The sequence below is a fragment of the Geodermatophilus sp. URMC 63 genome (assembly GCF_053502565.1).
The window spans coordinates 4,551,277-4,566,165 of the sequence record NZ_CP199956.1 but is presented as its reverse complement, the minus strand read 5'-3'; the positions used below and the strand labels follow the sequence as shown (position 1 = coordinate 4,566,165).

The following is a 14,889-nucleotide window of genomic DNA, read 5'->3' as shown; positions in this document are numbered from 1 at the left end:
ATGAGCGAGGCCGGTCAGGCCGGATGGCGTCCCGGCGGCGGACGACACGTGCTGCTGGCGGTGCACACCGGGCGGCAGGACATCGTCGTGCTGGCCCGCAGCTCCGCCGCCCGGCTCGCACGTGCGGGCATCACCGTGCGCGTGCTGGCCGACGAGGCCGGCGAGCTGCGGATCGAGGGTGCCGAGGTCGTCCCCGCCGACGCCGAGGCGGCCCGCGGCGCCGAGATCGTCATGGTCTTCGGCGGCGACGGCACCTTCCTGCGCGCCGCGGAGCTGGCCCGCTACAGCAACGCCGCGCTCATGGGCGTCAACCTCGGCCGGGTCGGCTTCCTCGCCGAGACCGAGCCCGAGGCGGTCGAGGAGACGCTGACGGCCATCGAGGACTGCGAGTACTCGGTGGAGAAGCGGCTGGCGATCGAGGTCGACGTCTTCGACGCGGCCGGCGGGGTCGTCGGCGGCACCTGGGCGCTCAACGAGGTCTCGGTGGAGAAGGCCGAGCGCTCGCGGGTGCTCGACGTCGTCATCGCCGTCGACGGGCGCCCCTTGACCAGCTTCGGCTGCGACGGCCTGCTCTTCGCCACCCCCACCGGCTCGACGGCCTACGCCTTCTCCGCCGGTGGCCCGGTGGTGTGGCCCGACGTGGAGGCGCTGCTGCTGGTCCCGTCCAACGCCCACGCCCTGTTCGGCCGGCCGCTGGTCACCTCGCCGGACTCCGTCCTGTCGGTGGCCATCCCCCCGGACGGCAACCGCGCCCGGGTCTCGGCCGACGGCCGGCGCGCCCTCGACGTGCCCGACGGCGGCCGGGTCGACGTGCGCCGTGCCGCCCGGCCGGTGCGCATCGCCCGGGTGCACCCGGCCACCTTCGGCGACCGACTGGTGGCCAAGTTCGGCCTGCCGGTGCGCGGGTTCCGCGACGCCCGGCGGCACGATCCCGGCCAGGAGCTGCGGCCCTCCCGCAACGTGCTCATGCGCGACGTCGTCTCGCTGCCCGGTGGCGACGAGGCCGCGGCAGCGTCCCGGGGGGAGGTGCGCGGTGGCGCCGCGGACCCCGACGCGTGAGCGCAGCGGCCGCAGCCGCCGCACCGTGACCTCCCCGCCCGGGGAGGACGGCACCCCGGTCGCCCCCGCACCGGCCGAGGTGGCCGTCGAGAGCGCCGCGGCGGCTGCCCGCACCCGAGCGGACGGGCACGCCCGGGGCCGGCTCACCGAGCTGCGGATCCGCGGGCTGGGCGCCATCGACGACGTCACCCTCGAGCTGGGCCGCGGCCTGACCGTCGTCACCGGCGAGACCGGCGCCGGCAAGACGATGGTGGTCACCGGGCTGACACTGCTCTTCGGCGGCCGCGCCGACCCTGGCCGGGTGCGCGCCACCGGCCGGGCCGGGGTGGAGGGCCGCCTGGAGCTGCCGCCGGAGTCGCCGGTGTGGGAGCGCGCCGCCGACGCCGGCGCCGAGCCCGACGACGACGGCAGCCTCATCCTCGCCCGCACCGTCAGCGCCGAGGGCCGCTCGCGGGCGCACCTGGGCGGGCGCAGCGTCCCCGTCGGCGTGGTCTCCGAGCTGGCCGAGGGACTCCTGGCGGTGCACGGGCAGAGCGACCAGCTGCGGCTGTCCCGCCCCGCCGAGCAGCGCCACGCCCTCGACCGCTACGCCGGCGCCGCCCACCTGCAGCTGCTCGAGGACTACCGCGCCGCCCACGCCCGCTGGCGCGAGCTGGCCGCCGACCTCGACCGCCGCCGCGGCCAGGCCCGCGAGCTCGCGCAGGCCGCCGAGGTGCTGCGGCACGGGCTGGAGGAGATCGAGGGTCTGGCGCCGGAGCCCGGCGAGGACGACGCCCTCGACGCGCTGGCCCGGCGCCTGGGCGACGCCGACGCCCTGCGGGCCGCGGTCGACGAGGCGCGGATGGCCCTGGTCGGCGACATCACCGGCGACCTCGGCGCCGAGGGCCTGCCGCAGGACGCCACCGCGGCCCTCGCCACCGCCGAGCGGGCGCTGGCCGGCACCGACGACCCCGCGCTGGTGCTGTTGGCCCGCGACCTCGCCGACGCCGTCGCCGTCGTCTCCGACGTGTCGGTGCAGCTCGCCGGGTACGTCGCCGACCTCGACGCCGACCCCGCCCGGCTGGCCGAGGTCCTCGACCGGCGGGCGGCGATCACCGCGCTGGTGCGCAAGTACGCCGACCCCGGGCAGGGGCTGGCCGGCGTGCTGGCCTGGGCCGAGGACGCCCGGCGCAAGCTCGACGAGCTCGACGTCTCCGATGAGGCGCTCGAGGCGCTGGAGGCCGCCCGCGACACCGCCCGCGCCGAGGTCGACGACCTCGCCGCCCGGGTCTCGGCCCGCCGCCGCGCCGCCGCCGACGGCTTCGCCGCCGAGGTGGGCCGGGAAGCTCGCGGGCCTGGCGATGAAGAGCGCGCGGGTCTCCTTCTCGATCGACAGCCACCCCGACCAGCCCGGCCCCGACGGCATCGACGAGGTCGCGCTGCTCATGGCCGCCCACCCCGGCGCACCGCCGCGGCCGGTGCACCGCGGCGCCTCCGGCGGTGAGCTCTCGCGGGTGATGCTGGCCATCGAGGTGGTGTTCGCCGGGGCCGACCCCGTGCCGGTGATGGTCTTCGACGAGGTCGACGCCGGCGTCGGCGGGCAGGCGGCCGGCGAGATCGGCCGGCGGCTCGCCCGGCTGGCGCGCGAGCACCAGGTCGTCGTCGTCACCCACCTGGCGCAGGTCGCCGCGTTCGCCGACACGCACCTCGTCGTCGACAAGTCACCGGACACCGCCGCCGGGGTCACCGCCACCGACATCCGGGCCGTCGACGGCGAGGACCGGGTGCGCGAGCTCGCCCGCATGCTCTCCGGCCTGGCCGACAGCGACACCGGCCAGGCGCACGCCCGCGAGCTGCTGGCCGTGGCCGCGGCGGCGCGGGCGGACTGAGCGACGGCCGGGACCCGGCAGGGGTCCGGCGGCGGCCCGGACGGAGCCGGACGGCGGCCCGGACGACCGATCGGGCACGACCGGATGGTGGGACGCAGGAGTGGGCGTCGCCCGGGACGGGTAGGCCGAGCCCCGTGCGTGCGCCGAAGCCGTTCCCGAACCCGTCCCGCCCGCCCGTCCGGGCCGCCGTCGACGGGGCCGCCCGATGAGCTGCTTCGACTCCGCCGACGAGTCGGCGCACTACGGCTTCTCCGTCTGCATGCTGCTGCAGCAGTACCGCGAGCAGCTCGGCTGGGAGGCCGCCCCCGTCGTCGAGCTGGGCACCGGTGACGCCTCGGCCATCGCCGACGTCGTCGCGGGCCTGCCGGGCCTGCGCGTCCGCAGCTTCGACATCAGCGCCGACTCCGTCCAGAGCGCCCGGGCCAACATCGCCGGGCGCGGCCTGTCCGAGCGCTACACCGTCGAGCTCGGCGACTTCTTCGATCAGGCCGACGCCGCCGGCGGCGAGCCGGTGACCACGGCGATCGCCAACCCGCCCTACATCCCGGCGCCCGACCGCGACATCCTCATGCCCGAGCTGTGGGGCGGCGAGCGCGGCAACGACCTCACCCTGCAGCTGCTCAAGGCCGGCTACGACAACGTGATCACGGCCGTGGCCAGCTACGCCGACCCGCTCACCACGGTCTCGACCGCGGCCGACCTCGGCTACCGGGTGGTCAACTTCCTCGCCATGGGGCTGGACTACGGGCCCTACAGCAGCGAGCCCAAGGTGCGCGAGCACATCCGGCGGATCGTCGCCGAGGGCCGCGGGTGGGCCGGCGACGACGAGTACATGGTCGCCGTCGCGCTGTTCACCCGGGACCCGGCCATCCCCGGCGACCGCTCCGACCAGCTGCTGCGCGCCCTCCAGCTCGACGTCTGAGCACCCGGGCGGCCCGGCGGCGCGATGCAGGCTGCCGGCGGGTCCCCGTGGCGGCCGCCGTGCACGGGGCGCCGGGACCGGCGGGCCGGCTCAGCGGCGCTTGGCGTACCCCGCGAGCCCGAACTGCAGCAGCGACAGGCCGCGCCGGCCCGCCGTCCGCAGCTCCGCGGCCAGGTCCGGGCCGGTGACGCCGGCCAGCACCCGGTCGCGGGCGAGCTCCAGCAGCCGCCCGTAGAGGGCGGTGACCGCCGAGGCGGTCAGCTCGGGCTCCACCGCGCCGGCCGGCGCGCCGGTCTCCTGCCGGATCCGCGCGGCCAGCGCCGCGGTGAGCTCCCCGAGGATCTCCCGCTCGCGCACCTGCAGCGTCCGCGACCCGCGCACCACCCGGGCCATCGCCGCCACGCCCTCGGCGGCCTCCGGGGCGCCCAGCTGCGCCATCGCCGAGACGAGGAAGACGCCGGCCGCCGCGGCGACCGACTCACCGGCCGGCCGGGAGGCGACGGCGCCGAGCAGCGCGGCCCGCATCGGCGGGTCGGTGGACAGCACCAGCCCCTCCTTGACGGGGAAGTGGTTGAACACCGTCTTCTCCACCACCCCGGCGCGCTGCGCGATCTCCACGACGCTGACGGCGTCGAAGCCGCGCTCGGCGAACAGCTCCGCGGCCGCCTCGACGATCCGGTCGCGCGTCTCCAGCCGCCGCTGCTCGCGCACCCCGGCGCCCCGGCGCCGACGCGGTCCCCGCTCGCGCGGCGCCGGTTCCGCGGCGGCGGCCGTAACGGGAGCGGCCGGTCCCTCCGGCTCCTCGGGCACGGGCGGTTCGAGGGCGGCTGCCGGGGCCGGGGCGGCGCCACCGGCCACCGCGCGCATCACCGGCGGGGTGGGGGGCGTCCGCGCGTCGTCCGCGGCCCCGGGCGGGGACGCCGGGACGCTGGCAGCTGGAGCCCCACGTGTCACGGCGGCGACGCTAGACAGCGTGCCTGGGTGCTCCGGCGCGACGGGTGGGGCAGGTGTGCCGGGCGTGTCGCGCCGTCCGTGGTGTCGGACACCCTGCGTGACCGGGTCGTTGCTGGAGCGCGTCGGAGGGAAGGCCTCCCCGACCCCCGTGGGAGCATGCGTCAATGCGCATCGGCACCCTGCGACGGAGCCGCGCCCAGGAGACGGAGCCGGGGGTGAGCGGCACCGTCCGGCTGGACCGCCGCACGAAGAACCTCACCAAGCGCCTCCGACCCGGCGACATCGCCGTCATCGACCACGTCGACATCGACCGGGTCAGCGCCGACTCCCTGGTCGCCGCCGGCGTCGGCGCCGTGGTCAACGCCGCGCCGAGCATCTCGGGCCGCTATCCCAACCTCGGCCCGGAGATCCTCACCGCCGCGGGCATCCCGCTGGTCGACGGCGTCGGCAAGGACGTGTTCGGCGCCCTCAAGGAGGGTGCGCGCGTCCGCGTCGAGGGCAACCGGCTGTTCACCGCCGACGGCACGGCCGTCGCCGAGGGCACCGAGCAGACGCCCGACACCGTGGCCAGCGCCATGACCGAGGCCAAGGCCGGCCTCTCCACCCAGTTGGAGGCCTTCGCCACCAACACGATGGAGTACATGAGGCGCGAGCGGGCGCTGCTGCTCGACGGCGTCGGCGTCCCGGACGTGCAGACGAGGATCGAGGGCCGGCACGTGCTGGTCGTCGTCCGCGGGTACGACTACAAGGAGGACCTGCAGGCGCTGCGGTCCTACATCCGCGACTACCGGCCGGTGCTCGTCGGCGTCGACGGCGGCGCGGACGCCCTCGTCGAGGCCGGCTACCAGCCGGACATGATCATCGGCGACATGGACTCGGTCAGCGACCACGTCCTCAGGAGCGGCGCCGAGGTGGTGGTGCACGCCTACGCCGACGGCCGCGCCCCCGGGCTCAAGCGGGTGCAGGACCTCGGCGTGGACGCGATCACCTTCCCGGCGGCGGCCACCAGCGAGGACATCGCGATGCTGCTGGCCGACGAGAAGGGCGCCAAGCTCATTGTCGCCGTCGGCACGCACGCCACGCTGGTGGAGTTCCTCGACAAGGGCCGCGGCGGCATGGCCTCGACCTTCCTCACCCGGCTGCGGCTGGGCGGCAAGCTGGTCGACGCCAAGGGCGTGAGCCGGCTCTACCGCAGCCGCATCTCCGGCGTCGCCCTGGTCGTGCTGGTCCTGGCCGCGCTGCTGGCGATCGTGGCCGCCCTGGCCGTGACCACCGCCGGGCGCATCTACTTCGACCTGGTGGTCGACCAATGGGACAGCTTCGTGTTCTGGCTGGAGAACCTCTTCTCGTGATCGACTTCCGTTACCACCTGGTCTCCCTGATCGCGGTCTTCCTCGCCATCGCCCTCGGCCTGGTGATCGGCGCGACCCAGCTGTCCGGGCCGCTCCTGGACAACCTGCAGGGGCAGGTGACCTCGCTGCAGGACGACAAGCGGGACCTGGAGGACCAGACGCAGGACCTGCAGGCGCAGGCCGCATCGAGCAACGCCTTCGAGTCCGCCGTCGCCCCCGCCCTGGTGCAGGGCACCCTCACCGACCGCAGCGTGCTGCTGGTGCAGGCCTCCGAGGACGTCACCACCGACACCGTGAAGGAGGTCACCGCGCTCGTCACCCAGGCCGGCGGCACGGTGAGCGGGCAGATCACCGTCCAGCCCGAGTACAGCGACGCGGCCGGCGAGCCGGGCCTGCAGAGCTACGTCACCGGCCCCGGCCGCCCGACCGGCGTGCAGCTGCCCGAGACCGACGACACCGGCCAGCTCGTCGGCGCGCTGCTCGCCCAGGTGCTGATGGTCCCGGCCGACCCCGCGGCCCCGGCGCCCGACACCGCCGCCGTCTCCGCCGTCCTCGCCGGGCTGTCGGCCCTCGACGTGCTCGTGCAGGACTCCTCCGCCGTGACGCCGGCGGACTTCGCCGTCGTGCTCACCGCCGGCGCCCCGGACGCCGAGGAGGCCGCCGACACGACCGACTCCGTGCTCGACCTGGTCACCGCGCTGGACGCCGCGGGATCGGGTGCCGTCGTGGCCGGGGACACCGAGTCGGCCGGTGAGACCGGTCTCGTCGGCGTCGTCCGCGCCGACCCGGAGGTCTCCGCGGCGGTCTCCACCGTCGACAACGTGACCAGCCCCGCCGGCCAGATCAGCACCGTCCTGGCGCTGGGCCGCGAGGGCGAGGGCACCTCCGGCAAGTACGGCACCGCGGAGGACACCCAGCCGGTGCCCCCGGTGCCCGCCACCACCCCGTGACGACGGCCCGACCGCGGCGCGCGCTGCTGGTCCTCGCCGGCGCGGCCGCCGCCCGCGGCGGCCTGGCCGCGGCGGCCGCGCTCGGCGCCCGCCCGGCCGGGATCCCCTGGCGGCGCACCAACCACGCCGGCCGGCCGGTCAGCCTGCTCGGGGGGCCGGCGACCGCCGTCGCCGCGACCGCGGCCGCCGTCCTCGGCGCACCGGCCGGCACCCGGACGGCGGCCGCGGTCGTCGGGGCGGTGTCGGGCCTGGTCGGCGGCTACGACGACCTCGCCGGCGCCCGGCCCGAGCAGGCCCGCGACAAGGGGCTGGCCGGGCACCTGCGCGCGCTGCGCGCCGGGCGCGTGTCGGCCGGCGCCGTCAAGGTCGCCGGCATCGGCGCCGCGGCCGCGGTCGCGGCACTGCTCACCCGCGAGGACCGGGACCTCGCCGACAGCGTCCTCACCACCGGGCTGGTCGCCGGCACCGCCAACCTGGTCAACCTGCTCGACCTGCGCCCCGGCCGCGCCGCGAAGGCCGCCGTCCTGACCGCCACGGCCACCCTGTCCGGGCCGGCCGGCGACCTGGTCGCCGGGCCGCTGGGCGCCGCGCTGGCCGTGCTGCCCGCCGACCTCGGCGAGCAGGTGATGCTCGGCGACGCCGGCGCCAACGCCCTCGGTGCGCTGCTCGGGCTGCGGCTGGCCGCCGTCCCCGGGCGGCCGGCGCGGGCGGGTCTGCTGGCCGCGGTCACCGCGCTGACCCTCGCCAGCGAGCGGGTCAGCTTCACCCGGGTCATCGAGGCCACCCCGGTCCTGCGCGAGCTCGACCGGCTCGGCCGCCGCCGGACGTGACCCCGGCCGGGCCGGCGGCCGCCGGGACGGTGCCGGGACGCCGCCGGCAGCTGACGCAGGGGGTGGCCGGCGCCGCGGCGCTGATCGCCGTCCTCACCGTCCTGGCCCGGCTGGCCGGCTTCGGCCGCACGCTGGTGTTCACCAACGCCGTCGGCGCCGACAGCACCGGCGACACCTACACCGCGGCCAACACCGTCCCCAACATCGTGTTCGAGGTGGTGGCCGGCGGGGCGCTGGCCTCGCTCGTGGTGCCGATGCTGGCCGGGGGGATCGCCGCCGGAGACCGGGAGCAGGTGCGCCGGACCGCCTCGGCGCTGCTGGGCTGGACCCTCCTGCTGCTCGTGCCGCTGGCCGCGCTGGTCGCCGTCCTCGCCGAGCCGATCGCCGGGCTGCTGCTGGGCGGGGGCACCGACGCCGAGGTCGCGCTCGCGGCCCGCTTCCTGCTCGTCTTCGCGCCGCAGGTCGTCCTCTACGGCATCGGCATCGTGCTCACCGGCGTCCTGCAGGCGCACCGCCGCTTCGCCGGCCCGGCCCTCGCGCCGCTGCTGTCCAGCCTCGTGGTGGCCGCCGCCTACGCGCTGTTCGCGCTCGTGGGCGGCGCCCGCGACGCCGCGGACCTCTCCACGCCGGCCGAGCTGGTCCTCGGGGTCGGCACGACGCTCGGCGTCGCCGCGCTCGCGCTCTCGCTGGTGTTCCCGCTGCGCCGCCTGCGGCTGGGCCTGCGGCCGGCGCTGCGCTTCCCGGTCGGCGCCGCGCCGCGGGTGCGCCGGCTGGCCGTGGCGGGGGTGCTGACGCTGGCCGGCCAGCAGCTGGTGGCCGCCGTCGCCATCCGGCTGGCCAACAGCGGTGCCCCCGACGGCACCCAGGTGGTCTACACCGCCGGGCTGACGCTGTTCCTCGTGCCGTGGGCGGCGGTGGCCGTGCCGCTGGCGACCTCGGCCTACCCGCTGCTGGCCGAGCGGGCCGACCGCGGCGACGAGGCCGGCTACCGGCGGGCGCTGGCGCCGGTCACCGTGCTGGTCGTCGTCGCCACCCTGGCGGCCGCGGCCGTGCTGGCCGCCGTCGCCGGGCCGATGGCGCGGGTCTTCCTGCTCGGCGGCAGCACCGCCGACGTCGCCGCGCTGCGCGACACCATCCTCGCCTTCGCCCCCGGGCTGGCCGGCTACGGGCTGGTCGCCGTCCTCACCCGGGCGCTCTACGCGCGCGGGCTGTGGAGGGCGCCGACGGCGTGCGTGCTCGGCGGGTGGCTGCTGGCCGTGGCCGCCGACCTCGTCCTCGCCGCCGCGCTGCCGGCCGCCGACCGGGCGCCGGCCCTGGCCGCGGGGCACAGCCTCGGGGTGACCGTCTCCGGTCTGGCGCTGCTGGCCGTGACCGCGCGGGTGGCGGGCGCCGCGGGGCTGGCCGGGCTGGCGCGCTGCGGGCTGCCGGCGCTGCTGGCCGCCCTCCTTGGTGCCGCCGCCGGCCTGCTCGTGGCCCGCGGCCTGGGCGCCGACCCGGTGCCCTCCGGTCCGCTGCCCGCGACGGTGGGCAGCGGCCTGCTCGCCGCGGCGGCCGTGACCGTCGTGGCCGCGGCGGTCATGATGGGGACGGCGCGCCGCCCGCTGACCGCGGCGGTGCACGCCCTGCGCACACCCGGCCGGACGGAGGTGGACGGTGGCTGAGCAGGCCCCGCCGCAGGTCCCGTCGGAGGGGCCCGCACCGCTACCGGCCCCGCTGGCCGGGCGCCGGGTCGCCGAGGTGCTGGCCACCAGCACCGGCGGCGTGGGCACCCACCTGCGCTCGGTGCTCCCCGCCCTGGCCGGCGCCGGGGCGGCGGTCACCGTCTGCGGGCCGGCCGCCACCGACGCGCTGTTCGGCTTCTCCGGGGCCGCGGCGTTCACGCCGGTGGAGATCTCCGCCGGGCTCGACCCGCTCGCCGATGTCCGCGCCGGGATCGCCCTGCGCCGGGCGCTGGCCGGCGCCGACCTGGTGCACGCCCACGGCCTGCGCGCCGGGCTGGTCGCCGCCGCGGTGCGCGCCGCCGGCCGCCGGGCACCGCGCCGGCCGCTCGTCGTCACCCTGCACAACGCGCTGCCCGAGCGGTCGGGGCCGCTGCGCCGGGTGCTCGCGCAGGCCGAGCGGTCCACCGTCCGCGCCGCCGACGTCGTGCTGGCCGCCTCCGGCGACCTCGCCGCCAACGCCCGCCGCCTGGGCGCCCGCGACGTGCGGGTGGCCCCGGTCGCCGCGCCGGCGCTGCCCCCGGCTCGGCGAGGCCGCGACGACGTCCGCGCCGAGCTGGGGCTGGCCGACGGGCGGCCGCTGGTGCTCGCCGTCGGGCGGCTGCACCCGCAGAAGGGCTACGACGTCCTGCTCGACGCCGCGGCCACCTGGGCCACCGCGCCGCGGCCGCCGCTGGTCGCGATCGCCGGGGACGGGCCGCTGGCGGCCGGGTTGTCCGCCCGCGTCGCCGCAGAGCGGCTGCCGGTGGCGCTGCTCGGCCGCCGCGGCGACGTCGCCGACCTGCTGGCCGCCGCCGACCTCGTCGTGCTGCCCTCGCGGTGGGAGGCGCGCTCGCTCACCGCGCAGGAGGCGCTGCGCGCCGGCACGCCGCTGGTCGCCAGCCGGGCCGGCGGGTTGCCCGAGCTGCTCGGCGACGCCGCCGAGCTGGTCCCGCCCGGCGACCCCGCCGCGCTGGCGACGGCGGTCACCGCGCTGCTGGCCGACCCCTCCCGGGCCGCCGCGCTGGCCGCCGCCGGCCGGCAGCGGGCGGCCGGCTGGCCCGACGAGGCGGCCACCGCCCGGCAGCTGGTCGCCGTCTACCGCGAGCTGCTGGGCCCCCCCGGGAGCGGCCGGCGATGAGGCGGGGCCGGCGGCTGCTCGTTCTCCTGCTGGCCGTCCTGGCGCTGCTCGTCCCCGGGCTCCCCGGGGCCGGGGCGGCCGAGGAGGCGGCGGGGGACTGGCGCGCCGACCGGGTCCTCGTCGTCGGCGTGCCCGGGCTGCTGTGGAGCGACGTCGACCCCGAGCGCACCCCCGCCCTGGCCGAGCTGGCCGGCAGCTCCCCGATGGGCGCGGTGTCGGTCCGCGCCGCCCGCTCGACCACCTGCCTGCTCGACGGCTGGGCCACCCTGGGCGCGGGCAACCGCGCCCGCTTCCCGGCGCCCGACGAGGCCGCGCCACAGGTGCCGGTGCCGACCGTGCCGCTGCCCGGGGAGGTCCCCGGGGAGACCGCGGCGACGCCGACGCCCGGGGCGGCCCCCGCCGGGTCCCCGGCCAGCCCGGAGCTGTCGTTCTGCGGCCTGCAGGAGAGGCTCGCCGACGTCGGGCTGGCCGACCCGCTCACCGCGGTGCGCGCCGTCGCGGAGGACCAGGCCACCGCCCGCTTCGGCGCCGAGCCGGCGGTGCTCGGCGAGGCGGTCGGCTGCGCCACCGTCGTCGGCCGGGCGCCGGTGGTCGCCGTCGCCGCGCCCGGCGTCGGGCTCACGCAGCAGGAGGCGCTGCCGGCCGACCCGGCCGGCGTGGCCGCGCTGCTCGAGCCCTGCCCGCTGACGCTGGTCTCCCTCGACGGCCTGGTCGACGCCGGCGTCCCTGGCGAGGGCAGCGAGACCGGCACCGAGCCCCGGTCGCGGGAGGCCGCGCTGACCGGCATCGACGACGAGCTCGCCCGCCTGCGCGCCGCCGTGGCCGCGCTGCCGGGGGAGACGCTGCTGCTCGTTCAGGGCGTCTCGGAGGTCAACGACGGCCGCCCGCAGCTGCACGTCGGCCTGGCCTCGGGTCCCGGCTTCACCGGGCCCGGCTGGCTCACCTCGGCCAGCACCGGCCGGGCGCCGTACACCCAGCTCATCGACGTCGCGCCGACCGTCCTGCGCGCCCTCGACCTCGAGCGGCCGGCGTCGGTGAACGGGCAGCCGCTGACGGTGACCGGGGAGCACCCGGGCACCGCCGAGGCCGTCGCCGCCCTGGAGCGCGCCAACACCGCCGCGGTCACCCACCACCGCAGCACCGGGCTCTTCTACGCCGTCCTGGTCGCCGTCGTCACCGCCGTCGTCGCCCTCGGGCTGCTCGTGCTCGGCGTCCGCCGCGACAGCCGGCCCCGCGTCCGGCTGCGTCCGGTGCTGGAGCCGGCCGCCCTCGCCGCCGCCGCGCTGCCCGCGGCCACCTACCTCGCCGGGCTGCTGCCGTGGGAGCGCGCCGGGTCACCGCGCCTGGCGCTGGCCGGGTCGGTGCTGCTGGCCGGCGCGGCCGTGCTGGCCGTGGCCGCCCTGGGCCCGTGGCGCCGCCGCCACACCGGGCCGCTGCTCGCCGTCCTCGCCGTCACCGTGGCCACGCTGGTCGGCGACGTGCTCACCGGCTCGACGCTGGAGCTCAACGGACTGCTCGGCTACGACGCGATCGTGGCCGGTCGCTTCACCGGCTACGGCAACCTCAGCTCGGGCCTGCTCGCCGGCGGGGCGCTGCTGGTCACCGCCGCGGCCGCCACCGCCGCGGGACGGCGCGCCGGCCGGGGCCGCGACGACGGCGGGCGGCGGCAGCGCCGCGTCACCGGCGCCGTCGCCCTCGCCGCGGGCCTGGTCACCGTCACCCTGGTCGGCGCCCCGGGGCTGGGCCGCGACTTCGGCGGCGTGCTCGCCGTGCTGCCCGGCTTCCTGCTGCTGGCGATGCTGCTCACCGGGGTGCGGGTGACCGCCGTCCGGCTGGGTGCGGTGCTCGCCGCGGGGGTGCTCGCGGTGGGCACGCTGGCCGTCCTGGACTGGCTGCGCCCGGCCGACGAGCGCAGCCACCTGGGCCGCTTCGTCGAGCAGGTGCTCACCGGCGAGGCGTGGACCGTGGTCAGCCGCAAGGCGCAGGCCAACCTCGACATCCTCGTGGGCAGCTCGCTGTCGTGGGTGCTGCCGGTGGCGCTGCTCGCCGCCGTCTGGCTGGTCCGCCGGCCCGGCCTCCGCGTGAGGGGCGGGCGCAGCGGGCCGGGACTGCTGCGCGACGGCGGCTCGGGGCTGCGCCCGGCCGACGCCGCGGTGCTGCGCGCCGGGCTGCTGGCCACCGCCCTGAGCCTGGCGCTGGGCGCGGCGGTCAACGACTCCGGCGTGGCGTTGCCGGCCACCGCCGCAGCGCTGCTGGTGCCGCTGCTCGTGGCGCTGGCGGCCCGGGCGCCGCGGGCCACCGGGAGGAACGGGGACGTCCCCGGGAACGCCCCGGGCGAGGGCCCGGACCGTGTTACGGTCGTCTCCCGTGGGTCGACCTGGAACACGTGATCAGTCCGCCTCGAGTCGCCTCCTGCACAACTCCCAGCCGACGAAGTTCGTCTTCGTCACCGGTGGGGTCGTCTCCTCCCTGGGCAAGGGCCTGACGGCCAGCTCGCTCGGCGCGCTGCTGTCCGCGCGGGGCCTGCGGGTGACCATGCAGAAGCTGGACCCCTACCTCAACGTCGACCCCGGGACGATGAACCCGTTCCAGCACGGCGAGGTCTTCGTCACCGAGGACGGCGCCGAGACCGACCTCGACATCGGCCACTACGAGCGGTTCCTCGACACCGACCTGACCGGCCGCTCGAACGTCACCACCGGGCAGGTCTACTCCGAGGTGATCGCCAAGGAGCGGCGCGGGGAGTACCTCGGCGACACCGTGCAGGTGATCCCGCACATCACCAACGAGATCAAGGCCCGCATCCTGGCCGCGGCCGAGGCCGGCACCGTCGACGACGAGCCGGTCGACGTGGTGATCACCGAGATCGGCGGCACCGTCGGCGACATCGAGTCGCTGCCCTTCCTCGAGGCCGCCCGGCAGGTGCGCCACGAGATCGGCCGCGACAACGTCTTCTTCCTGCACATCTCGCTGGTGCCCTACATCGCGCCGTCGGGGGAGCTGAAGACCAAGCCCACCCAGCACTCGGTGGCCGCGCTGCGCAACATCGGCATCCAGCCCGACGCGCTGGTGTGCCGCGCCGACCGGGAGATCGGCACGCCGCTCAAGCGCAAGATCAGCTTGATGTGCGACGTCGACGCCGAGGGCGTCATCTCCTGCCCCGACGCGCCGTCCATCTACGACATCCCCAAGGTGCTGCACCGCGAGGGCCTCGACGCCTACGTCGTCCGCCGGCTCGGGCTGCCCTTCCGCGACGTCGACTGGACCGTCTGGGGCGACCTGCTCGACCGGGTGCACCGCCCCAAGCAGACGGTGACCATCGCGCTGGTCGGCAAGTACGTCGACCTGCCCGACGCCTACCTGTCGGTGAGCGAGGCGCTGCGCGCCGGCGGCTTCGCGCACCGCAGCCGGGTGCAGATCCGCTGGGTGCCCTCCGACGAGTGCCAGACCCCCGAGGGTGCGGCGGCCGCGCTCGGCGACGTCGACGGGGTCTGCGTCCCCGGCGGGTTCGGCGTCCGCGGCATCGAGGGCAAGCTCGGCGCCATCCGCTACGCCCGCACCAACGCCATCCCCACCCTGGGGCTGTGCCTGGGCCTGCAGTGCATGGTGATCGAGACCGCACGCGACCTGGCCGGCATCGAGGGCGCCAACTCCACCGAGTTCGACCCCGACACCGCCGACCCGGTCATCGCCACCATGGCCACCCAGGTCGACGTCATCGCCGGCGAGCGCGGCATGGGGGGCACCATGCGGCTGGGCAGCTACCCGGCGGCGCTGCAGAAGGGCTCGGTCGTCGCGGCGGCCTACGGGTCGACGGAGATCACCGAGCGGCACCGGCACCGCTACGAGGTCGCCAACGCCTACCGCGACCGGCTCACCCAGGCCGGGCTGGTGTTCAGCGGCACCTCACCCGACGGGCTGCTGGTCGAGTTCGCCGAGCTGCCGCGCGAGGTGCACCCGTTCTTCGTGGGCACCCAGGCGCACCCGGAGCTCAAGAGCCGCCCGACCCGCCCCCACCCGCTGTTCGCCGCGTTCGTGCGGGCGGCCATCGAGCGGCAGGAGTCCGCGCGGCTGCCCGTGCCGGTGGAGCACGAGGCCGAGAAGGTGGGCATCTGA

The 14,889-nt window shown here is 77.5% G+C and carries 12 protein-coding genes; 11 read left to right on the top strand and 1 reads right to left on the bottom strand.

Annotated elements, in window-relative coordinates; all coding sequences use genetic code 11:
• The 4 genes from ACWIZO_RS22205 (at window position 1) to ACWIZO_RS22190 (ending at window position 3,849) form a co-directional block, all read left to right on the top strand.
• Entirely contained in the window at window positions 1-1,059 is a 1,059-nt protein-coding gene (locus ACWIZO_RS22205) for an NAD kinase (RefSeq protein ID WP_448639778.1), read from the top strand.
• 25 nt (window positions 1,060-1,084) lie between these two features.
• Entirely contained in the window at window positions 1,085-2,542 is a 1,458-nt protein-coding gene (locus tag ACWIZO_RS22200; RefSeq protein WP_448639777.1) for an AAA family ATPase, read from the top strand.
• On the top strand, window positions 2,484-2,927 hold the full coding sequence (locus ACWIZO_RS22195) for a hypothetical protein (RefSeq protein ID WP_448639776.1): 444 nt from the start codon (window positions 2,484-2,486) through the stop codon (window positions 2,925-2,927). Before ACWIZO_RS22200 ends, ACWIZO_RS22195 begins: the two co-directional genes overlap by 59 nt.
• 205 nt (window positions 2,928-3,132) lie before the next feature.
• Window positions 3,133-3,849 (top strand): methylase, encoded by a 717-nt coding sequence (locus tag ACWIZO_RS22190; protein WP_448639775.1) that lies wholly within the window; start codon window positions 3,133-3,135, stop codon window positions 3,847-3,849.
• A 90-nt stretch (window positions 3,850-3,939) separates the two neighbouring features.
• Here ACWIZO_RS22190 and ACWIZO_RS22185 read toward each other — a convergent pair whose 3' ends face one another.
• Complete coding sequence (locus ACWIZO_RS22185) at window positions 3,940-4,803, bottom strand: TetR/AcrR family transcriptional regulator (protein ID WP_448639774.1); 864 nt, start codon at window positions 4,801-4,803, stop codon at window positions 3,940-3,942.
• Window positions 4,804-5,018: 215 nt separating this feature from the next.
• Here ACWIZO_RS22185 and steA point away from each other — a divergent pair, with 215 nt between their 5' ends.
• Genes steA through ACWIZO_RS22150 form a run of 7 tightly spaced genes read left to right on the top strand, consistent with a single transcriptional unit; the run spans window position 5,019 to window position 14,889 of the window.
• Complete coding sequence (gene steA / locus ACWIZO_RS22180) at window positions 5,019-6,155, top strand: putative cytokinetic ring protein SteA (RefSeq protein WP_448639773.1); 1,137 nt, start codon at window positions 5,019-5,021, stop codon at window positions 6,153-6,155.
• On the top strand, window positions 6,152-7,105 hold the full coding sequence (locus tag ACWIZO_RS22175; protein WP_448639772.1) for a copper transporter: 954 nt from the start codon (window positions 6,152-6,154) through the stop codon (window positions 7,103-7,105). The genes steA and ACWIZO_RS22175 overlap by 4 nt, the downstream gene beginning before the upstream one ends.
• On the top strand, window positions 7,102-7,935 hold the full coding sequence (locus ACWIZO_RS22170; protein ID WP_448639771.1) for a hypothetical protein: 834 nt from the start codon (window positions 7,102-7,104) through the stop codon (window positions 7,933-7,935). The genes ACWIZO_RS22175 and ACWIZO_RS22170 overlap by 4 nt, the downstream gene beginning before the upstream one ends.
• Window positions 7,932-9,596, top strand: coding sequence for a murein biosynthesis integral membrane protein MurJ (gene murJ, locus ACWIZO_RS22165; protein ID WP_448639770.1), 1,665 nt, complete (start codon window positions 7,932-7,934; stop codon window positions 9,594-9,596). Before ACWIZO_RS22170 ends, murJ begins: the two co-directional genes overlap by 4 nt.
• A complete protein-coding gene (locus ACWIZO_RS22160; protein WP_448639769.1) occupies window positions 9,589-10,773 on the top strand; it encodes a glycosyltransferase family 4 protein in 1,185 nt (394 codons plus the stop codon). The genes murJ and ACWIZO_RS22160 overlap by 8 nt, the downstream gene beginning before the upstream one ends.
• Window positions 10,770-13,163, top strand: coding sequence for a hypothetical protein (locus ACWIZO_RS22155; RefSeq protein ID WP_448639768.1), 2,394 nt, complete (start codon window positions 10,770-10,772; stop codon window positions 13,161-13,163). The genes ACWIZO_RS22160 and ACWIZO_RS22155 overlap by 4 nt, the downstream gene beginning before the upstream one ends.
• Window positions 13,141-14,889, top strand: a complete 1,749-nt coding sequence (locus tag ACWIZO_RS22150) for a CTP synthase (protein WP_448639767.1) — start codon at window positions 13,141-13,143, stop codon at window positions 14,887-14,889. The genes ACWIZO_RS22155 and ACWIZO_RS22150 overlap by 23 nt, the downstream gene beginning before the upstream one ends.

What these genes read in the sequence shown, in the direction of transcription:
- ACWIZO_RS22205 (WP_448639778.1), top strand. Translation starts at nt 1, where the DNA reads ATGAGCGAGGCCGGTCAGGCCGGATGGCGTCCCGGCGGCGGACGACAC.
- ACWIZO_RS22195 (WP_448639776.1), top strand. Translation starts at nt 2,484, where the DNA reads ATGGCCGCCCACCCCGGCGCACCGCCGCGGCCGGTGCACCGCGGCGCC.
- ACWIZO_RS22190 (WP_448639775.1), top strand. Translation starts at nt 3,133, where the DNA reads ATGAGCTGCTTCGACTCCGCCGACGAGTCGGCGCACTACGGCTTCTCC.
- ACWIZO_RS22155 (WP_448639768.1), top strand. Translation starts at nt 10,770, where the DNA reads ATGAGGCGGGGCCGGCGGCTGCTCGTTCTCCTGCTGGCCGTCCTGGCG.